This is a genomic window from Candidatus Poriferisodalis sp. (assembly GCF_965237655.1).
Classification (GTDB): domain Bacteria; phylum Actinomycetota; class Acidimicrobiia; order Acidimicrobiales; family Poriferisodalaceae; genus Poriferisodalis.
Genome location: NZ_CBDEGB010000002.1, coordinates 659,712 through 680,201, shown reverse-complemented (window position 1 = coordinate 680,201; position 20,490 = coordinate 659,712). Strand labels below are relative to the sequence as shown.

Sequence of the window (20,490 nt, the reverse complement as noted above, 5' to 3'; positions counted from 1 at the left end):
CGGTCGTCCATATTGTTAGTAATCTTACCTTACAAACTCAACGTGTCAAGACGCCATGTCGGCCTTGTCCGCTGCCACGGCCCTTTTGGGACAGTTCGCCCGAGAATCAGTTGCGGGCGGTGGCGATCCAGGTAGCTGCGGGGAAGACGACGCCTGCAGGGGTTTGTCGAGGCCCCAGCACAGCGGTCACGGCTTCGCGGACCTGGTCGTGGACCTCTGGCGGGTGGCCCTTCAGGGCCCGGCGAGCAATACCGAGATCCATGGCGAAGTCGACCGTCTCTTCGAGGGTGCCTCCCCCGCTGAAGACGAGCTCGGTGTCGTGCGGCCGGAGGGCGATGCCGAACCAGCCAGCTGCGTCGAGGATGCCCCGCACATGGTCGGGGTCGGCGAAGGCGAACGGATCGACGGCCGGGCCGTCACTAGGCGGCAACTCCACGACCTCGAGCACTGCCTTGTTGACCGAGATCAGCCACGGGTTATTCCGCGCCCGTTGCCAGCAGACGAACGAGAGCTGACCGCCGGGGCGCGTCGCTGCCCGCAGGTTCGCAAATGCGGCGACCGGGTCCGCGAAGAACATCACCCCCAGGCGGGAATACACCAGGTCGAAGCCGTCGAAGCTGCCGTTGTCGGCAGCCGGGCCCGCAGCCAGTCCAGCAATGTCGGCCGTCTGAGCATCGACCACGGCGAAGCTGATCGGTGCCGCTTCCGGATGCTTCGTGGCGTGGTCGGCAGCCCGCCGCTGGGCCACTTCGATCAGCGCATCGCTGATGTCGACACCCAGCACCGAACCGGTCACGCGCTCGCTCCACTGCAGCGACGTCTGGCCACAGCCGCAACCCACATCGAGAACATGTGCCCCCGCCCGCAACTGCTCGGCAACGCCCATTGCCGCAACGCCGAGGTGGGCGAGCTGCGCATCGAGTCGTTCCTGCTGGTCGGCCCACACCGCCGCGTTGCGCCAGAACTCTCGTTGGTCCGCGTTGGGGTCGTCGCTCACGCTGGTCCCTTTCTGAGGCTGCCTTCTTCTAGCAGGCCACGCCAGAGGCTTCCGAACAGCCTGATACCCGCAACGGCGGTCAGAACAAGGTTTCGCCAGGGCCGGCGAACGCCCGCTCGTAGGTCGCCAACGCGCTGGTTGTGTCACGGTGCGCTGCGCTCGGCACCGGCTCGGCGTTGGGCAGCGCATCGGCGAACGACCAGCTCAGCCGGTGAATGGCGCACGGGCCATGCGTCGCCAAAGCCGCACGGTGGACCGGCGCCGGATACCCCTTGTTCGACTCGAACCGGTACGGCGGAAACTCGGTCGCCAGCCCTGACATGATCCGATCCCTCACCACCTTGGCCATGACCGACGCCGCAGCAATCGACAGGCAGCGCCGGTCGCCCTCCACCAGAGCAGTGCTCGGACGCCAGTCCACGAAGTTGAAACTGCCGTCGAGCAGGACACGATCCGGCTCGGCTCCGAGCACATCCAGTGCCCGACGTGTCGCCAACCTCAGCGCATCGGTCATGCCCAGCTCGTCGCATTCGGCTGCAGTGGCGTGTCCCACCGACCACGCACGGGCCCAGTCGTCGATGCGCTCGAAGAGCTGTTCGCGCACTTTGGGACGGAGTTCCTTCGAGTCGCGGATGCCGTTCACACGCCCATGCGACGAAACCACCACCGCACCGACCGTCAGCGGTCCGGCCCAGGCTCCGCGGCCCACCTCGTCCACGCCGACGACCGTGGCCTCGCCCGCCTCCCAGCACCGCCGCTCGAACGTGAGGCTCGGCCGTGCCGTCATGGAATCGAACCTAGTTGCCGACCCTGTCCCGATCAGAACCCACGGGCACCCTCTAGGGCGCTGGCATCGGAGCGAGCAGAGTCTCGCCACGCCACTGCGTCGCAGTGAACGCCGGGTCCAAGCCTGGCGCAGTGACGCTCGGCGCCTCGCCGCCCGAGTCGCGGGGCACCACGTCCCACAACAGCGCAGGCCGCTCGCCATGCCAGCGCACCGCCCACGACACCGTGCCGATCCGGGTCGGGACGTCATGCACCTCCACCGGTTGTCCGAGCCAAGCCGCAGGCCAGTGCGCAGCAATTCGCAACTTCGGCCGCTCCTTTGAGTTCGACCCGCCGTCGTCGGGGGCATCGACAAGCAGCCGCAACAGGGTGCGCACGATCAGTCCGCCCACTCGCAGGTCTTGGCCAGCCCCGTCGGTGCCGGTGCGCAGCTGTGGATGCATGAAGGTTGGCCAGTTCAACGTTGGCGATGCCACCGACACCAGTGCTTCTAGGCGTTCGTAAGCCCGAGCCGGCGCCACACGCGCCTCGGCAAACGCCAGCAGAGCAGTTGCCATCAGGTCGTGACCGCGCGACGCTTCGGCATCGGGAACGAAGTCCGTCGGCGTGCCTTCGGGAGGCTCACCACTCACAAAGGGCAGCGCCGGCGACCAAGGGACGGCCGCGTGCACCCACAGACCGCCGTCACGCATCTCCCACTCCCACCGTCGCTTCGTCGAGGCTTCGTTCTGGCCGTGCTCTGGAATCTCCCACGGCAGGTGACCCCGGAAGTTCAGGTAGAAGGTGGGTGCGTCAGGCTCCGCACTGACGTCCAGCCTTCTGTGTGGCGGCAGCGACTTCCCAGCGCGCCGCAACTCGGTGGCAGCACGATCAGCACCCAGCCGTCGCAGCATGCGGTAGCCGGCCCGCAGCCCCTCCCGATTGGCCCACGCCTGTTCCCATTCGGCGTCGCGCGTCAGCAGCCAACGGACCGCTGAGGTCACGAATTCTCCCAATGCTTCGGCCAATTCCTGGTCGCCATGCAGCGACAGCAGGTGCTCTGCCAGTACCAGCGACGTTGCCGTGACCGTACGGCCCAAGCTCGTCGTGTAGCCCGAGGCATCTTGCACCTGGGCCTGCCGTATCAGCAGGTCACGCGCCAACTCGGGCGAGCCGCCCTCGATCAACCCCAGCAGTTGAACCAGATCGTCGCCGTCTTCCTGATCGACGATGAACGCGGGATGCCACAACATCGGACCGGTCGTGCCGTGGCCGTCGTCAGCTGGCCAGGTACTCAGCAACAGCGACGCGCGCGCCGCTTCGACCGCATCGGCGAACCGGCCACCAGGCAGCTCAAGCCGGCAGCCGGCATCCAAGCGCCGGCGCCACCCATGGGCAACTCGTTCCAGGCTCGGCAACCGATCGAAGAGGTCGGCCGCCTTGGGTCCGATGGCGGGCGTATCGGACCAATCCCCCCAGTTGCGCGCAATGATCGCGACCCGCAGCGTCGATCCGGCAACCAGGGGAAAGACCGCGGCCGCAGTAGCAAGTCGATCCGGGCTCTCGACCGAGACAGGCGCCGCAGCGTCGGGTTCCACCGTCGTGTCCATCCCGCCATCGTCCGCTGGGCCGCTGGGGCGGATGGCAACGGGAGTCGAGTGCTGCACATCGGCTTGCGATGCCGCGACGAGCGACGCCGCGCAGTCGACCCCTCCGCTTGCAGCAATGACATCGCCGGGCAGCCGGTCGAAGATCACCTGCCGATGCCAGCCAGTTCTCAGGCTCCAGCTGCGCCCATCGACGGTGATCCCCTCGATGACGCCACCGTTGTCCCACTCCATGCTGCCGCCGTGCACTTGGGAGTATGCGCTCAATTCGTACGGTCTGGCCGCCGTCGCGACAGCGATGGGCGCGCCCGTCTCGTTGGTGATTTCGATGAGCAGCGCTTCTGACGCACCCTGATCGCTCGACGCGCTGCGCGCCGCCGCTGCCCGGTGAACGACATCGCCGCCTCCGACACGCAGCACGGTCTCAACGACCGGCATGTTGTCTGCCAGACGCTGGCGGACCGCGGGCGCGCGCGACGGGAACACCCACTGATCACCGGCCCGTACCCACCAATCCATCGACCACGGCCCCGATACGACCAGACCCCGGGGGTCGACCTCAGCGCGCTCGTAGCTCTCGGGCACTCCAATGACTGTCCATGAGCGACTGACCGTGTTGGTCAGGACGTTTGCGACGAACTCCTCGTCGCCGATCCACATTCGGAACTTGCTGCGCTGTGGCGCGTATGCCGGCGAGTCGGGGTCGCGCTGGCGTTCGGCCCACCACGGCCCGACCCAATCGGCGGGCGGCTCGGTTGGCTTCGGAGGGCGCCACTGGTGCCGTCGAGCCCGGAACTGCAGGAATGATGGCAAGCGCGGCAGCGGCCAGCGCCACGCCCCTCGAGACGGGAAGGTGCGGGTGACATCCCTTCTTCGCCGCCTGGACATCCTGTCGTCCTATCAGGTCGAGGTCGCGACCCCTCTGCATGGGTGTGCCGCGTTCGGTCGTGTCCGCGGGCTGCGGCTGCGCTCGGACCTCTGAGCAGCCATACACTCGCCGCGGGTGACTGCAACGAGCGTCAGGCCGACCGTGCTCATCCCCGTCAAGGGCTTCCGGCTTGCGAAGGGCCGCCTCGCCGAGCGTCTCAATGAGACCGAGCGCGACGAGCTGGCACGCAACATGGCCGCACAGGTCGTCAAGGCGGCCGGATCACTGCCCGTGCAGGTCGTCTGCGACAACGACGAGGTGTCGCGTTGGGCCCGCACCGTCGGCGCAGATGTGCTGTGGATCGAGGCCAAGGGCCTGAATCCTGCCCTCACTGCTGCCGTCGCAGAACTTGAAACTTCCGAAGGCCGCAACTACGACAGCCCAGGTCATGTGCTCATCGCGCACGCCGACCTGCCCCATGCCGAGACACTCGCCGGGCTGGCAGAAGCCGGCACGGTCACGATCGTCCCGGACCGGCATCTCGACGGCACCAACGTGATGGCGCTCCCGCTGGGGACTGGTTTCGAATTCCACTACGGGCCTGGCTCGTTCAACGCCCACTGCGCCGAAGCTCTGCTCCACGGCCTCGACCTGCGCGTACACCGCGTTGCCGCGCTCGAATTCGACATCGACACGCCCGACGACTTCGACGCCGCCGGCCTCTCCCTGCCAACAACGGCCGATGCCCCCTAAAGCTGAGTTCGCCGAGCCCGAGTTCACGGTGGACCTGCCGGTGCCTGACTCGGCGCTCGTCATCGCAGCACACCCCGACGACGCCGAGTTCGACTGCGGCGCAACGCTGGCCAAGTGGGCTGCCGCCGACGCCATCGTGCATCACTTCATCTGCACCGATGGCTCCAAGGGCACCTGGGACACCGATTGCGACCAGGCCGAGCTGGTGCAGACCCGCCAAGGCGAGCAGCGCGCCGCCGCTGCGGCTCTGGGCGCAACGGGTGAGGTGCGCTTCGGCGGCCACATCGACGGCGAGCTGGACAGCGATCTCTCCTCCCGGGCCCAGGTTGCCCAAGTCATCCGCGAGCTGCGGCCCGCTGTTGTGCTGGGGCATGACCCGTGGAAGCGCTACCGGCTGCATCCCGATCATCGGCATGCCGGGCTGCTGGCCGTCGAAGGCGTAGTTGCCGCACGCGACCCGTTCTTCTTCCCCGAGCAGGACCTCCCGCCGCATCGCCCCGACGAGCTGCTGCTGTTCGAAGCCGACGAGCCCGACCACGCCGAGAACGCCGAGGGCTGGACGGCCGCCAAGACCGCCGCTCTGCTGTGCCATCGCAGCCAATTCGTAACCACCCACGACATCACCGACCCCGACGACGCCGCCCAGGTGCAGCGCTTCGCCGACTGGGTGGACGCCGTGGCGGTGGCCAGCGGCCAGCCTGCCGGGCTCGCCTACGCCGAGCTCTTCAAGCGAATCAAGAACCTGTAGGGCCGCGGCGCAGCTACGCCGTTAGAGCGCAGCGTCGATCTCGGCCTTGTCCCAATAGCCGGTTCGCGGCGCCACAGCACCAAGGGCATAGCCCGCCAACCGTGCTGCAGCCTCGTAGCCGAACAGCTCGATGACATCGAACACGGCGGAGGGCCCCAGCGTGTGCAACGCCCGGTCTCCCTCGCTCCCCGGACGGGGCAGGTGCGGGGTCAGCAGGAGCAGCTTCGCGTCGGGATCAGCTCCAGCGAGCACTGACGCCCGACCGAGCGCCTTCCACAACGTGTCGGCCCGCAACAGACCCGGCCGCACGGTCGTGAATGCGCCCGCTATATCGACCCACCACTCGCCTCCCGCTTGGTCAGCGAGCAGGAAGCTGAACTGCACTCCGCCGCCACGTACCTTGGCCGGGCTGCGCAGTATTTCGAAACCGAAGCCCTCCAAGAGCTCCGCGGCGATGTCGTGTGCCTTGCGACCAGCTTCGACGGCATGTCGCACGAAATTGTCCGCGCTCATCGAATCCGCAATCGCGCCTGCCGCCGCTTCCGACTCATCGGCGGACTCAAGCGCGCTGAATAACGCCGGTTGCTGTGTGGGCCGTTGGCGCTGCTTCCACGCGACGTGAGCACTGGCGACCCGGGAGCGCGCCAATTTCACGTAGTCGGGATCGAGGTCGTAGCCGACTGCCCTCCGACCGCACAGCACGCTGGCCACCAACGTGGTGCCCGAACCCATGAACGGGTCCAGCACGAGGTCGTCCTCGTAGGTGTACAGGTCGATCAGGCGACGTGGCAGTTCCAGCGGGAACGGGGCGGGGTGTCGCACACGCTGGGCGCTCTCGGGCCCCATGTCCCACACGTCGAGCGTGGCCTCCATGAATTCGTCCGTGGACAGGCTGCTGCGGTAAGGCAGCCCTTCGGCTTCACGCCGGGACGCCGACCGCGCTCGATCGAAGCGCCCCTTGCTCGCCACGATGATGCGCTCGGTGGTGTCACGCAGCGTCGGATTGGACGGGCTGCGAAACGACCCCCAAGCACACGACCCGCTCGACCCCTTGCTCTTCTGCCACACGATCTCGCCGCGCAGCAGCAGGCCCAGCTCTTCGAAGATGCGCGCCACATCCCCCGACAGGCTGCGATACGGCTTGCGGCCGAGATTCGCCACGTTCACCGCGATGCGCCCGCCCGGCTCGAGCACCCGGACGCATTCGGCGAACACCTCTCGCAGCATGCCCAAGTAGTCGAAATAGCTCGTCGGAATCCGGTCGTCAGACGCAGCAGCCAGCGCGTCCTCGTACGCCTTGCCAACGAAATACGGCGGTGAGGTGACTACCAATGCCACGCTGGCGTCCGGCAGCTCAGCCATCTGCCGGGCGTCGCGGCAGATGCAGCCGTCACCCAGACGCTCGGTCAGGTCAGGGTCGAATTCGGGTCCCCGCGCAACCGTGTCGTCATCGCAAAGATTCGGTGGGGTGAAGCGGGCGTAGAACTCCGACGCGTCGTGCCCCTCGCGCCGGGAGGCACCAAATCGCGACGTGACCGTACGGCGAGCGGACGGCGTGACAAGGCGCGTTCCGCCCAATGTCTCCCGGGGAGCCATTTGTCACAGAGTACCAAATTGGAACAAACGCGCGCATCGGGGTGACCGCGCCGGTTCAGGCGTCGTGCAGCACCATCCGCACACGCTTGTTGCCCTTGCCCTTCGACTCGGTCTTGGTGATCTCGAAGCGACCGACCGCCCCGGTGGACGCCACGTGCGTACCGCCGTCGGCCTGCCGATCCAGCCCGACGATGTCCACCACCCGGATATTGGTGACCGACTCCGGGATGAGATTCACCTTCGTGCGGATCAGCTCGGGATCGGCGAACGCCGCACCACGGTCCAGGAAGCTCACCTCGATCGGACGATCCGCAGCGATCTCGGCGTTCACCAACTCGGTGACACGCGCAGCGAAGCCCTCCGGCAGCGGACCGAACTCGAAGTCCATGCGGGCCGAGAGCGGCTCCATGTTCCCACCGGTCACCAGCACGCCCCACTCGTTCCAGATGACGCCGCACAGAATGTGCAGCGCTGTGTGCGTACGCATCAGCTGCAGCCGCCGGTCCCAATCGATCGAGCCTGCGACCGCCGTTCCCACCGATGGCGGCTCCCGATCTACCCAGTGCCAAATGAGACCACCGTCCTTGCGCACGTTCAGCACTTGCCACTCGTTGCCGCTCCCGTCGGCGAGCGTGCCTGTGTCATGGGGCTGGCCGCCTCCGGTCGCATAGAAGACGGTCTGGTCGAGTGCGACTGCGTCGTCGCGCACCGCGACGACGGTTGCTTCGACGCTCGTCTGGTAGGCGTCGCGCAGATAGATCTGGTCTGTCTGGGAGTCAGCGTTCTCGTCGGTCGACATGGCCGCCGACGATAGGGGACTCGTCGAATTACCGTTGCGCCTGTGCGAGTGGTGACGTGGAACCTGTGGTGGCGCTTTGGGGACGACTGGCAGGCGCGTCACTCCGCCGCTGCTGCCGCACTCGAAGCGCTCGAACCCGACATCGTGTGCTGCCAGGAGATCTGGGCCACACAAGACGGCATGGACCAATCGGCGGTGCTGGCCGAACGCCTTGGCATGCACGTCGCACATCAGCCGAGGTTCGGTCGCAGGGGCGAATCGTTCGGCAACGCCATCTTGAGCCGGTCGGAGATCCTCAGCTCAGAGGTGCACACGCTGGCCTCAGAGGTGCACACGCTGGCCGTCGACAACCAATCGGGCCACCGCAGTGCTGTCGTGGCGCGCATCGCCCGCGGCGACGGCGAGATGACCGTCATCTGCACGCACCTCGAGCATCGCTTCCACCTCAGCGAGATCCGGCAGGGGCAGGTGGCCACACTGTGTGAGCTGGCTGCGCCGCATCACGATCCTGCAGGCTTCCCCGTGATCCTGGCCGGCGACTTCAACGCAGTGCCTACGTCCGAAGAGATCCGCCTGCTCACCGGCGAGCGTCCCCCGCCAGTGCCTGAGCTGGTCTTCAGCGATGCGTGGGCTCAGGCCGGCGACGGGCCGGGCCACACCTGGAGCGGCCAGAATCCCTACCTGTCCCAAGCCATGTGGCCGAACCGCCGCATCGACTACGTGTTCGTCTCCACGCCCCGACCGGTCCCGGTGGGCAACATTTCGGCCATCCAGCTCATCGGCACCGAGCCGATCGACGGCGTGGTGCCGTCGGACCACTACGGGCTGGCGGTGGATCTCGTCGACTGAGGCACGCCGGGCCGCTAGGTCTCGTAGAGCTCCAGGATCGCGGCAGCACCTGTGCGTCCCGCTTGAGCCAGCTCGGGCGGCAGCTCTGCTGCGTTGACGACGTGCGTCTTGGCCCCGAGGCGCAAGAGCATCTGGCTGAGCACCCACGGGCTGCGGATCGCGTAGGTGACAACGCACCGATCCCCGTCGTCGGTCACCTCACGGGACGGGTAGGCCTCCACACGCCACAGGTCGCTGCGGGGAATCGACAGCACGACATCGGTGGTCTCGTCGGACTCGGCGGGTGCGACGTCCGCGACCTGCCCCGCTTCGGGGGTGCGGCCGTGCGGCGCGCCCGTGTCGGCGCACTCGTCGATCCGGTCGATTCGGAAGGAGCGCAGGTCAGTGCGCAGATGGCACCAGCCCCGCAGGTACCAGTGGCCGTCATGCAGCGAGACCGCCAGTGGGTCGACCTGGCGCTCGGTGAGGGCGTCGGTGTTGGGCGTGTAGTACTGGATGCTGACCGTGGTCCCAGTGCGCAGCGCTTCCCGCAGGATCGGCAGGTGGCGTGGCACGGGCAGGTCCACCGACACCCGCACTCGCTCGCCGTAGGAAGCGCGCAGCTTGTCGAGCGCCGTCGCGAGGGCTCCCGAGCGGTCAGCACCGCGCAGCGCCAGTGCCGACTGGCCGGCCACCAAGATGCCGAACGCCTGCGGCACCGACAGGTTGAGCGGCCGGTCCAGCATGGCTCCAGGCTCGACGTGCACCCAGGCCTCGCCTGCGTCGCCATTGTCAGCGTCGTCGCCGAAGACGACCACACCGAGGTTCTGATAGACGCCAGCGCCCGCCACCTCGTAACACATGGCCGCCAGCAGCAGGTCATACACCGCGCTCGGCCCCATATCGAAGCGCTGAGCAATGTCGCCCACCGTGGCGCCGCCTCGCTCGACCACCCACGGAACGATGGCCAGCAGCCGCTCGATCTTCGCCGAAGCGCTCGGGCCCCTCATCGCGGGTCTGTTTCTGCTCCGGAAACCAGCGCTCGCAGCCACCACGTGATCTCGTCCACCAGCTCGGGGGGCGATTCCACGACGGCATGTCGGCCCATGTCCAGCAGCCACGTACGGAACGCCGTCCGGTTGCGGACCCACGCCTCGACCGTCACCGAGCCGTCGTCGTGCCGCACTACGACCTTGCCTCGCTCAGCAGTGGGCTGGTGCGCCATGGTGGCGTCGATCCGGACCCGGGCCACGAAGTCGTCGCCGAAATCGATCTCCATCGGCTCGGACGGCAGCAGTCCCGCCATGTCGACATCGGCTCTGGAGAATGCGCCCCGCTCGCCTACTTCCGCGTCGCCCTCCATGCGGTCCACGCGGAACGTCTTGGCCGTGCCGTCTTCGATGGCGGCGAAGTACCAGTAACCGGCCCGGCACAGCAGACCGAGCGGTTGCACGTGTCGCTCACGGCCGCCGTAGGTGAACCGGACCGCAGCGCGTTCCGCGGCAGCAGCCGCCAACGCGGGCAGCAGCGCGCCGGCTGACTTCTGGCTCGCGGCGGCAGTCTCCAGCGCCACCTCTGCGGCGGGTGGCTCCAAGTCGCGGACCGACGCCGCCTCGGCACTTGTGAGCTTGGCGACGGCCTCGAGGTCCCACGTTTCGCCGATGTCCACCCTCGCTGCCGCAAAGCGCAGCGCGAGCTGTTCGTCGGGAGTCAATTGCAGGTCAGGCAGGAAGTAGTCCTGGCGCCGGACTGTGTACGACATGGCACCGTCGTGTTCGATCGTCTCGGTGATGCGCACACCGAGGTTGCGGATCAGCGCCTTGTCTCGCTCGAATGAGGCGCGGGCGCTCTGGCGCAGGAGCCGGTCGGTGTTTCCCTCGGGTGCATAGAGCCCAGTGTCCCGCCAGATCTCTTCGCGGGTCTTGGGCACGTCGCGAGCCAGCAGGTACATCATGAGTTCCATCACGCGCTCGGTTGCGTCCGGCCGTGATCGCGTCGCCACCCTCGGGAGTGTAGGACTGCCTCATCGGGCGACCGGGTGAGTTCTGGAGCCGATCGTCGGGCGGTATGAGACCGGGTGTCAAGTGTTGACGCTGGCCGCCCGCAGCCCCGCCCAGACCCGCTCCGGAGTCAGCGGGAAGTCGTCCATCCACACGCCCGTTGCATCCGCCAGTGCCGCGACAACCGCCGGCGCGTAGGGAATCACGCCCATCTCGGCCATGCCGCGGGCGCCGAAGGGACCCAGCGGATCAGCCAATTCCAGCACCACGCTCTCGGTGGAGACGGGAATGTCGCCGATGCCGGGGATCAGGTAGGTGCTGAACCGGGGATTCAGCAGCCGACCGTCCCGGCTTTGCAGGTGCTCGCTGAGCACATGGCCGTGCGCCTGTGCCACCGCACCCTCGATCTGGCCGACCACGAAACGAGGATTGATGGCCCGTCCCACGTCGTTTGCACTGATCACCCGGTCGATGCGGATGTGACCGGTGTCAATGTCGACCGTCAGCTCCACATGCTGCGCGACGTAGCCATAGGCGAAGTTGGGAATGCCCTCGCCGGTCTCGGGATCCAGTTCGGTGGTCGGTGGCGGGGTGAAGCGGAAGTGTCCGATGGCCGGCCGATCGCCCTCGCGCCACGCCTTCTCGGCTTCCTCGGCAGCTCCGAGGATTGAATTGCCGGCCATCCAGGTCATGCGCGACGCTGATGCCGAGCCTGAGTCGCCCGATGTGCCGGTGTCGCTGAAGCGACCTGCCACTCTTGCTGGATCCACACCGGTTGCCTCGGCAGCCATCTGCAGGAACGCAGTGTGCGCACCCTGGCCGACGTCAGCGCCGGCATGGGACAGCTCTGCCCCCGACGGCGTCTCGTCGCTGGGCTCGCCGTGCAGCACGATGGTGGCCTCGCAGCGCTCGGGGAAACCGAGCGAGAACCCGACGTTCTTGAACGCGCAGGCGAAGCCCCTGCCCCGACGCAACGACGACGGGCGAGCGGGCAGCGATCCGAACGGGCTGAAGAGCCCTGAGCCGTCGATGTCAGAGCCGGCAGGGCGGGCAGGCAGGGCAGCGGCGTGCGCGCACGCCTCGATCACTTCGGGCATGGTCACGCCGGCCGGCATCGGGGTGTGAGCGATGCTCGGCGATCCCTCCCGCAGCGTGTTGACGCGGCGGATGTCGATGGGGTCCATGCCCAGCGCCTCGGCCAGCTTGTTCACCTGGCACTCCACGGCAAAGGCCGCCTGCGGTGCCCCGAAGCCCCGGAACGCTCCGCCCGGCGTGGCATTCGTGTACACGACATGGGTGTCGATGGCGGCGTTCGGCAGCTCATAGGCCCCGCCGAGGCCCAGATGCAGGTTCCCCATCACCTTGTTCGAGGTGTAGTTGTATGCGCCCGCGTCCAGCCACGCTTCGGCCTGCGCGGCGGTGATCTTGCCGTTGCGGTCGGCACCCCAGCGAGCCCAGATGCGCCCCCGGTGACGCTTGTGGTGACCGACGATGGACTCCTCACGCGACCACTGCATCGCCACGGGCCGATCGATGCCGCGCTCTGCCAGCCGGTAGGCAGCCAGCGCCAGGATGATCTGCAGCGACATGTCCTCGCGCCCGCCGAACGCACCGCCGATGGCGGGATAACGCACCCGGATCCGGTCTTCGGGCAGGTCGAGCGCGTGCGCGATCTGCTCACGATCCTCGTGTGCCCACTGGCCCGCTATCTCGACGCACACAGTCCCATCGGCGGCGACCCACGAGGTTCCCGCTTCTGGCTGCAGGAACGCGTGCTCCTGATAGGGCACTTCGTAGGTGGCCTCCACGACCACCTCGGCAGCTTCGAAACCGGCGTCGAGATCGCCCTTGCGGGTGCGCATCGACTCGTACAGGTTGGAGCCGACGCCGTCATAAGCGTGCACTAGCGGTGCACCAGCCCCCAACGCCGCGTCCAGATCGGCTACGACCGGCAGCAGTTCCCACTCGACGTCGATTGCAGCTGCGGCGGCACGAGCCTGGGCGAGGCTCTCGGCGATGATGAGCGCCAGGTGATCGGCTTCCCAGCGGGATACATCGCAGGGCACCGAGCTGCTCCCGTTGTGATCGAGCCCGACGAACACCGGCTGATCGAACTTGGTCAGTCCGTATTCGTTGCGAGGCACGTCAGCAGAGCCGAACACCGCAACGACGCCCCCGCAGCGCTGCGCAGGGCCGAGGTCGAGGTGGCGGAGGCGGGCGTGGGGCTGATCTGTGAAGACAACAAAGGCCCACAGCGCATCTGCGGGGATGCGGTCGGCGGGATAACCGGCGAGGCCAGAAACCTTGGCAGGGCCGTCGGCGCGCGGCGGCGAATGGCCCAGACCGCCCGCGGCGTGCGTCGCCATCTCGAGTTCGATGGCCGCGCCGGGCGCACCGGGGGCGGCGCCGTCCCTCATCACACAGCCCCCGTGCCGGCTGCTTCTTGCACCGCCCCCGTTTCGACCGAGGCGGTTTGCACCGCCTCGATAATCGAGCAGTAGCCGGTGCAGCGGCAGAGGTTGCCTGACAATCCGATGGTGATCTGCTCGGAGGTGGGCTCGGCGAACTCGTCGAGCAGTGCCACGGCGCTCATCACGAAGCCGGGGGTGCAGAACCCGCACTGAGCTCCGCCTGTGTCCACCATTGCCTGCTGGAACGGATGCAGACCGCCGGTGGGCGCTGCCACTCCTTCGACGGTGGTGATGGTTGCCCCGTCGGCTCGGCCAGCGGGCACCAAACACGAGAACACCGCGGCGCCGTCGAGGTGCACCGTGCATGCGCCGCACTCCCCCTCGGCGCAGCCCTCCTTGGTGCCGGTGAGCCCGAGATCGTCTCGCAGCCAGTCCATCAGCGTCTTCCCCGAAGCGTTTGCTGCGCTGCGCCGCTCCCCGTTCACGATCGCCGTGACGACGTCGTCGGGCCCGTCCAGCGCCGTCGACGCTGACGCAGATCGGTCTTGGGCAGCCGCCGGAGCCAACCGCGGCGGTTCGTGCGGCCAGCGTTCGGCCGCGGTGCCGCTGGCCAGCGCGGCAATGGCGCGGTCCATCACAACACCGACGGCGTGCGACCGGTACTCGGCAGTGCCGCGGATGTCGTCGATGGGCGTCGCCGCCCGGCGTGCTGCGGTGACGATGTCGCCCGCTGCTTCGGTCAATTCGCGATCTCGCGCCAGCTCGGCGGCCTCGGGCACTGTGATGATCGTGGGCGCGACGCTGCCGAGGGCGACGACAAGATCAGCCACTCTGCCGCCGTCGGTCTCCGCCACCACGGCGGCATGCACCACCGAGATGGCCTGCGCCCGGCGCAGACCCAGCTTCACGAACACGCCCAGCCGGTTCACACCGTCGAGGGCTTCGAACGTGACTGCGGTGACGATCTCGTCGGGTTCGAGGACGGTCTGGCGGAAGCCGGTGAAGAACTCGGTGATGGGGACCGTGCGCTCACCCCTTGCTGACAACACAGTGACGTCGGCGCCAAGGGCCACAAGCGCCGAGATGGTGTCGTTTGCGGGGCTGGCCGTGACGATGTTGCCCACCACAGTCGCTCGGTTGCGCAGCGGCGGCGAACCCACCTCCAGGCACGCTTGGGCCAGTGGCAGCCCCGCGGTGAGCATCGGTGCCGAGGCAATGACGTCGGCATGGGTGACGAGAGGCCCCAACGAGACTCTGGCGCCGTCGTAGGAGATCTGGTCGAGGCCCGGCAAGCCGGAGATGTCAATGAGCAGCTCCACGCCCGAACGGGCCCCGCGACTCAGTTCCAGCATCAGGTCGGTGCCGCCGGCGATCAGCCGCGCCGCGGCGCCGTGTGATGACAGCAGGTCGGCCGCCTCGGAAAGCGAGCCGGGTGCGACAAATCGGGACGGCAGCGGGGACGCCCGCTGAACGGGATGAAGCTGGAACATGGCCCATACAAGGGTGTCAGATGCGCCGCTCGCAGGCGACCCCCCGTCCTAGCAGCCGATTGCGGTGGCGAGTTCGTGCCGTTGCACCTTGCCGAGCGCGTTTCGGGGCAGCGCCGCGATCCGATGCGTGCGGCGGGGCCGCTTGTAGTAGGAGAGGCGCTCGCCCACGAAGTCCTTCAGCTCGTCGTCGCCGAAGTCCCGCTCGGCGACCACATACGCCACCACCACCTCGCCCCACTCCGGGTCCGGCTCGCCGCCCACAGCGCACTCGATCACATCGGGATGGGCGCCGATGACCTCTTCGACCTCCCGGGGATACACGTTGAACCCGCCACAGATGATGAGCTCTTTGGCACGGCCGACGATCCGCAGGTAGCCGTCATCCCATTGACCAAGGTCGCCGGTTCGGAACCAGCCGTCGGTGAAGGATTCGGCGTTGGCGTCGGGGCGCTCCCAGTAGCCCGAGAACACGTTGGGACCTCGCACCAGGATTTCGGCGGCTTCATCAACAGACGTCTGGTCGGCGGCCTGGACAGCATCGAGACGTACTTCCACTCCCGGCAGCGGAAAGCCGACGGTGCCGGAGCGACGTGACTCGTCGTAGGGGTTGGACACCAGCATCACCGTCTCGGTCATGCCGTAACGCTCGATGACATGTTGACCACTGGCCTGTCGTACGGCGTCATGCAGCTCGGCGGGCATGGGCGCCGAGCCCGAAACGCACAGTCGCAGTGCCGACAGTTCGGCTGCCCTCAACGAGTCCAACAACCGGGAGTACATCGTTGGGACGCCGAAGAACAGCGTGGCTTGGTGCTCGGCAATCGCATCGAAGACAGCGTTTGGCTCGAAACTCGGCTGCAGCACCGCCCGAGCCCCCACGTTCAGCGTGCCGTGCAGCCCGACACCGAGACCGTGCATGTGAAACAGCGGCAGCGCCAGCACCAGCACGTCATCGGGCGTCCAGCGCCACGCCAGCTCCAGCGCTCGCACCGATGCCAGCAGGTTTGCGTGGCTCAGCACCGCTCCCTTGGGACGCCCCGTCGTGCCGGACGTGTATCCGATGAGCGCGGGGTCGGAGGGCAGGCGCAGGCGGGCCTCTGCGGGCAGGTCGAAGTCAGCCTCCGCTGCACCGCTCTCGAGATCGGCCGCGTCAAAGTCGCCGACCAATACAGCCGGATCGGCTGAAGCAACCCACTGCTCCCACTCGCCGGGGTTGCCGACACCCTCCACCAGAGCAGCTGCGGGACGACAGTCGGCCACCACGCCGCGCACCTCGTCGGCCCGGAAGGCACCGTTCAGCGGAACCACCACCGCGCCCATGCCCAGCAACGCAGCGTGTGCCGCGACGAGCCGCGAGGAACTCGGGCCACTCATCAGCACCCGGTCACCAGGCACAATGCCTGCGCCGGCCAAACGCTGAGCGACTCCTTGGGCGCGTTCAAACAGCTGGGCGCCGGTCACCCAGCCATCGTGCGAATCCCTCACCACCGTGCGTCGCGAATCGGCCGTCCAACGGTTCAGCCACACCGCAGGCAAGGTCCCGCCCACAGCGAGATCCACGTCGGCAGCACTGCGTCCGGGCGGCAGATGCCTGGACCACTGAGACGCGTGCCCGCTGGGTTCTTGACGAATGCGCCGCCCGACTTGAGCTGACATGGAGCACCCCCAACGGGATTCGAACCCGTGCCGCCACCTTGAGAGGGTGGTGTCCTTGGCCGCTAGACGATGGGGGCTGGTTGCGATGCGACTCGCCAGCATATCCACCGCCCGATTCGTCCCTATTTCTCGTCGACCGGCGGCCAGATCTCGGTGTCGGGATGCAGGCCGTACCAGGCGAACCAGAACGACTGTGACGACACCATGCGCGGCAGCCTGATGTCGACACGGTTGCGTCCGTCGAGACCGTTGACGAGCAGCAGGTCGTGCAACACACCTTGGGGAGCCACTTCGACTGGGGCTCCGTGACGCCACGCCGCGGCCGGCACTCCTTCGACGTCGGCTGCGCTGTAGACCCTGGCCCCGCCCTGGTTCGGCACGATCACCAGCGGCTCGCCGCCCAGCACGTATACGAACGAGTCCTCGGCCTCGAGCGCAGTCAGGCCCAGCGCCAGAGCGTGGCCGTTGCGGTCGATCGTGACCACCTCGTCCTTGAGCGCGAACACGTCCGGCGTCTCGAACGTCGGGAACCAGAGATCTTCGCTGGAGTAGTACGTGCGGTAGGCCGCACCCGGTGTGTAGTCGTAGGTGATCGGCGGACGCTCGGGCAGCTCGGGGTAGTACGTCGGCGGGGGTGTGTCGAGCGTGAACGTATCGGGGTGATCGGTGAGCCAGTCCTCCCAGCGCACGGTGGCGACCGGGTACTGGTCCAGTTTCGTGCCGGCCAGCGGACCAGCGAACGCGGTGCCCGAGAGGTGATTCCACAGGCTCTCGGTCTCGTTGTCGATCATGATCTTGTTCGAGTCCACCAGCAGGCCTGATGTCTGGAACGTGAGCTCGTCACCGTTCGGGAGCCGCCGGTCGAACATGAGCGCTGTCAAGCACAGCGTGCAGTAGCCGAGCGCGACCGGCACGCCCCCGACGACGTCGTTCAGCAGCTCATGGCGCGCCAGGAACCGCACCGGATAGGTCCCGGCCACACCGCCTATCACGACGCCGAGCACCAGCTCTTCGGGAGTCATGAAGTCGGCCTCGGCAGGCGTCAGCCGCTCGGGGTTGTTCAGCTCCGGTATGCCGCCACGGCGCACACCGCCCCACTGGATGGCGCCCAGCTTCACCCGGTCGGTGACCTGCGCCAACAAGTCTTCGTACTGGTACTCGACGTACGCATACAGCGTCTGCTTCCAGATCTTGTAGCCCTCACCAGGATCGATGCCATTCGTGCGATACCACGAGCCGTACCTGACGTAGTCGGAGCTGAAGTCCTGGGTGCTCTCGATGCCGGTGAGCGTCTGAAGCGCCCGCATCGATGCCAGCGTGACGTCCTGCGTGCCGCCGAAGCGCATGACGTCCAGGATCCACGGCACCCAGTGCTGTTCGCCGCTCAGGCCCATCTCTCCTGCGATGTTGGCTGCGAACGCCGTGTTGGGAAGCTCCAGGAACTCGTCGATTTTCTCGAGCAGGGTGAGCTCGAGAAATGGCCGCCCGTCTTCGGTGCCGGGGAAGAACGGCTTGGTCGTCGTCGGCGGCACTGTGTCGGGGGGCGTTGTCTCAGTGGGCGCAGTGTCAGAGGGCACTGTGTCCGAGGGCGCAGTCTCTGTTGGCGCATCCTCGACCATCTCTGAGTCGTCGACCACGTCGCCGCCGGACGGGGCCAGCGTGGTCGTGGACTCGGCGACCGATGCGCCGTCGGGGTCCTCCTGCGAAGTCGAGCACGCGGCGACGAGCACGCTCACGGCCACGGCCACGCAGACCAGCTTTCGCATATGGCTGGCGAGCCTATGGCAGGGCTTCGCTGCGCCACAGTCGGGCTTGTTGGACTAGAACGACGCTCGGGATGCGCTGCCGCGGCTGCGGCACACCGAAGGGGGAAGCGACATGGACAACGGGCTGAGCGCCGACGCGATACCTGACAACCCGGCGGGCTATGTGTGCCTGACGTTCGATTTCGACGGACCGTCGCTGTGGATAGCCCGTCGCCAGACCACACCGAACCCCATCTCGCGGGGAGAATTCGGGGCGGTCGCCGTGCCCCGGATCCTGAAGCTGCTGTCCCGCCACGAGATCCCGTGCACGTTCTTCATTCCCGGCCATTCCATCGACACCTACCCCGACGCCGCCAGGATGGTCGTCGACGCCGGCTGCGAAGTGGGACTGCACGGCTACGCCCACGAGTACAACCCCCGGCTCGGCGAAGAGGAGGAACGCGCCATTCTCCAGCGGACGTTCGCACAGATCGAGACGCTCACCGGTGCTCCGCCGAAGGGCTATCGAGCCCCTTCAGGCGACATCAATCCGTGGACGATCGACCTGCTCACCGAGTACGGCCTCAGCTACGACTCGTCGCTCATGGGCCATGACTACGCGCCCTATTGGCTGCGCAGCGGTGACCGGTTCCCGACCGATGGGCCCATGGAGTTCGGCGAGCAGGTGGACCTCGTCGAGCTGCCGTTCAGCTGGCACCTCGACGACTACGTCCATCTGGAGTTCGTCACCTTCAAGAACACGATCCTGACCGGGCTCGAGAACCCCGGCACGATGTTTGACACCTTCTTGTCGGATGTGAAGTGGATGGTGAACGAAGTCGAACACGGCGTGTGCACGGTCACGTTCCACCCCCAAGCCATCGGCCGAGGCGGGCGCATGTACGAGATGGAGCGCTGGATCGAACAGATGACCGATCTCGGCGTGAGCTACGCCCGCATGTGCGATGTCGCGGAGTCCTGGCGGGCAGGTCGCCAACTCGGCATCGAGTAGCCAGAACTGTCGCAGCGACCTACCAGTCGGTGCCATCGAGCATGCGGCTGATCAGCATCTTCTGAACCTCAGAGGTGCCTTCGTAGATCTGGTACACCCTCACGTCGCGGTAGATCTTCTCGACCGGGTAGTCGGCCAAAAACCCGTAGCCGCCATGGATCTGGATGGCCTTCGAGGCCACTCGCTCGGCCATCTCCGACGCGAACAGCTTGGCCATCGAGGCCTCCCGGGCGCACTCGAGACCCTGGTCGCGCATCTGGGCGGCGTGCAGGTAGAGCTGCCGGGCAGCCTCGATCTGGGTCGCCATCTCGGCCAAGGTGAATGAGATGGCCTGGTGCTCAATGATGGGACGACCGAAGGTCTCCCGTTCCAAGGCGTACTCGTATGCGGCCCGCAGCGCAGCTCGCGCCCCGCCGGTGGCCTGGGCAGCCACGCCGATGCGACCCAGCGAGAGGTTTCCCAGTGCGATGCCGAGGCCGCGGCCGGGCTCGCCGAGAACGTCGCTGACCGGCACCCGCATGTTCTCGAAGACCACTTGGCAGGTGTCATTGGTGCGGTGACCGAGCTTGGTCTCGGTGGCGATCACCTGGTAGCCGGGATTGTCGGTCGGGGTGACGAACGTCGTGATGCCCCGTTTGCCGGCTGCGGAGTCGGTCACCGCCACGATCATCGCTAGATCGGCGCTGGAGCCTGCAGTGATAAAGGCCTTGTGGCCGTTCAACACGTACTCGTCACCGTCTGGGGTGGCCCGCGTCCGGATCGCCGCTGCGTCTGAACCGGTGTGCGGCTCAGTGAGGTGAAAGCAGCCCAGCCACTCACCGCTCGTGAGCTTGGTGAGGTAGTCGCGGCGCTGCTGATCGGTTCCGGACTGCTCGATCGCCGCAGCCACGGGCGAGTTGTTCGCCGCCATCATGTTGCTGATCCCGCCGTCGGCAGCTGAGATCTCCTCGATGGCCAGCGCGTACGACACGAAATCGGCGCCCGCACCGCCCCAGCAAGGATCGATCATCACGCCCATGAGCCCGACGCCGGCCATCCGCCGGTACAGCTCCCGAGGCGCTCCCCCATCGCGATCCCACGCTGCCGCAAAGGGAGCGATCTCGCGCTGGGCGAAGCTCCGCGCGACGTCGCGAATCTGCTGCTGCTCGTCAGTCAACTGCACTGCGCCCTCCCCGAAGCGGGCTCCCCGTGGCGGGGTGCATCGTGGTCAAGGCA

General features: G+C 67.3%; 16 protein-coding genes and 1 tRNA gene. 4 read left to right on the top strand and 13 right to left on the bottom strand.

The genetic code is table 11. From position 1 onward, the window contains the following. Positions 1–106 precede the first annotated feature (106 nt). The 3 genes from ACPXYO_RS11175 to ACPXYO_RS11165 all read right to left on the bottom strand — a co-directional run bounded on the left by ACPXYO_RS11175 (position 107) and on the right by ACPXYO_RS11165 (position 4,257). On the bottom strand, positions 107–997 hold the full coding sequence (locus tag ACPXYO_RS11175) for a class I SAM-dependent methyltransferase (protein ID WP_423920302.1): 891 nt from the start codon (positions 995–997) through the stop codon (positions 107–109). 79 nt (positions 998–1,076) lie between these two features. Next, positions 1,077–1,784, bottom strand: a complete 708-nt coding sequence (locus ACPXYO_RS11170) for a ribonuclease HII (RefSeq protein WP_423920299.1) — start codon at positions 1,782–1,784, stop codon at positions 1,077–1,079. Between the two features lie 52 nt (positions 1,785–1,836). Then, positions 1,837–4,257: a hypothetical protein gene (locus tag ACPXYO_RS11165; protein WP_423920296.1), complete on the bottom strand. Its 2,421-nt coding sequence runs from the start codon at positions 4,255–4,257 to the stop codon at positions 1,837–1,839. Between the two features lie 115 nt (positions 4,258–4,372). Between ACPXYO_RS11165 and cofC the strand changes: the two genes are divergently transcribed. Both cofC and ACPXYO_RS11155 read left to right on the top strand, forming a co-directional pair. Beyond that, complete coding sequence (gene cofC / locus ACPXYO_RS11160; protein WP_423920293.1) at positions 4,373–4,990, top strand: 2-phospho-L-lactate guanylyltransferase; 618 nt, start codon at positions 4,373–4,375, stop codon at positions 4,988–4,990. Next, the gene (locus ACPXYO_RS11155) at positions 4,980–5,738 is read left to right on the top strand and encodes a PIG-L deacetylase family protein (RefSeq protein WP_423920291.1); all 759 of its coding nucleotides are present in this window, start codon (positions 4,980–4,982) and stop codon (positions 5,736–5,738) included. Before cofC ends, ACPXYO_RS11155 begins: the two co-directional genes overlap by 11 nt. Positions 5,739–5,759: 21 nt before the next feature. On the opposite strand, the gene ACPXYO_RS11150 is transcribed toward ACPXYO_RS11155, so the two are convergent. Continuing rightward, positions 5,760–7,334, bottom strand: coding sequence for a DNA-methyltransferase (locus ACPXYO_RS11150; protein WP_423920288.1), 1,575 nt, complete (start codon positions 7,332–7,334; stop codon positions 5,760–5,762). Positions 7,335–7,389: 55 nt separating this feature from the next. After that, on the bottom strand, positions 7,390–8,133 hold the full coding sequence (locus tag ACPXYO_RS11145; RefSeq protein ID WP_423920286.1) for an alanyl-tRNA editing protein: 744 nt from the start codon (positions 8,131–8,133) through the stop codon (positions 7,390–7,392). 42 nt (positions 8,134–8,175) lie between these two features. Here ACPXYO_RS11145 and ACPXYO_RS11140 point away from each other — a divergent pair, with 42 nt between their 5' ends. Next, entirely contained in the window at positions 8,176–8,982 is an 807-nt protein-coding gene (locus tag ACPXYO_RS11140) for an endonuclease/exonuclease/phosphatase family protein (protein ID WP_423920283.1), read from the top strand. 14 nt (positions 8,983–8,996) lie between these two features. Here the strand turns inward: ACPXYO_RS11140 and ACPXYO_RS11135 are convergent, their stop codons facing one another. From ACPXYO_RS11135 to ACPXYO_RS11105, 7 genes are all read right to left on the bottom strand, one after another. After that, on the bottom strand, positions 8,997–9,971 hold the full coding sequence (locus ACPXYO_RS11135; protein ID WP_423920280.1) for a helix-turn-helix transcriptional regulator: 975 nt from the start codon (positions 9,969–9,971) through the stop codon (positions 8,997–8,999). Beyond that, positions 9,968–10,963 carry a helix-turn-helix transcriptional regulator gene (locus ACPXYO_RS11130; protein WP_423920277.1) on the bottom strand — a complete coding sequence of 332 codons (996 nt, stop codon included), beginning with the start codon at positions 10,961–10,963 and terminating at the stop codon, positions 9,968–9,970. Before ACPXYO_RS11130 ends, ACPXYO_RS11135 begins: the two co-directional genes overlap by 4 nt. A gap of 78 nt (positions 10,964–11,041) precedes the next feature. Next, on the bottom strand, positions 11,042–13,378 hold the full coding sequence (locus tag ACPXYO_RS11125; protein ID WP_423920274.1) for a xanthine dehydrogenase family protein molybdopterin-binding subunit: 2,337 nt from the start codon (positions 13,376–13,378) through the stop codon (positions 11,042–11,044). Beyond that, complete coding sequence (locus tag ACPXYO_RS11120) at positions 13,378–14,862, bottom strand: FAD binding domain-containing protein (protein WP_423920271.1); 1,485 nt, start codon at positions 14,860–14,862, stop codon at positions 13,378–13,380. Before ACPXYO_RS11120 ends, ACPXYO_RS11125 begins: the two co-directional genes overlap by 1 nt. Before the next feature lie 48 nt (positions 14,863–14,910). Further along, the gene (locus ACPXYO_RS11115) at positions 14,911–16,518 is read right to left on the bottom strand and encodes an AMP-binding protein (RefSeq protein WP_423920269.1); all 1,608 of its coding nucleotides are present in this window, start codon (positions 16,516–16,518) and stop codon (positions 14,911–14,913) included. Positions 16,519–16,522: 4 nt separating this feature from the next. Then, positions 16,523–16,595: transfer RNA gene (locus ACPXYO_RS11110), tRNA-Glu, on the bottom strand. A gap of 45 nt (positions 16,596–16,640) precedes the next feature. After that, the gene (locus tag ACPXYO_RS11105; protein ID WP_423920267.1) at positions 16,641–18,284 is read right to left on the bottom strand and encodes a DUF3179 domain-containing (seleno)protein; all 1,644 of its coding nucleotides are present in this window, start codon (positions 18,282–18,284) and stop codon (positions 16,641–16,643) included. A gap of 112 nt (positions 18,285–18,396) precedes the next feature. Between ACPXYO_RS11105 and ACPXYO_RS11100 the strand changes: the two genes are divergently transcribed. After that, positions 18,397–19,275: a polysaccharide deacetylase family protein gene (locus ACPXYO_RS11100; RefSeq protein ID WP_423920264.1), complete on the top strand. Its 879-nt coding sequence runs from the start codon at positions 18,397–18,399 to the stop codon at positions 19,273–19,275. A 19-nt stretch (positions 19,276–19,294) separates the two neighbouring features. Here ACPXYO_RS11100 and ACPXYO_RS11095 read toward each other — a convergent pair whose 3' ends face one another. Beyond that, positions 19,295–20,437: an acyl-CoA dehydrogenase family protein gene (locus ACPXYO_RS11095; RefSeq protein ID WP_423920262.1), complete on the bottom strand. Its 1,143-nt coding sequence runs from the start codon at positions 20,435–20,437 to the stop codon at positions 19,295–19,297. Positions 20,438–20,490 lie beyond the last annotated feature (53 nt).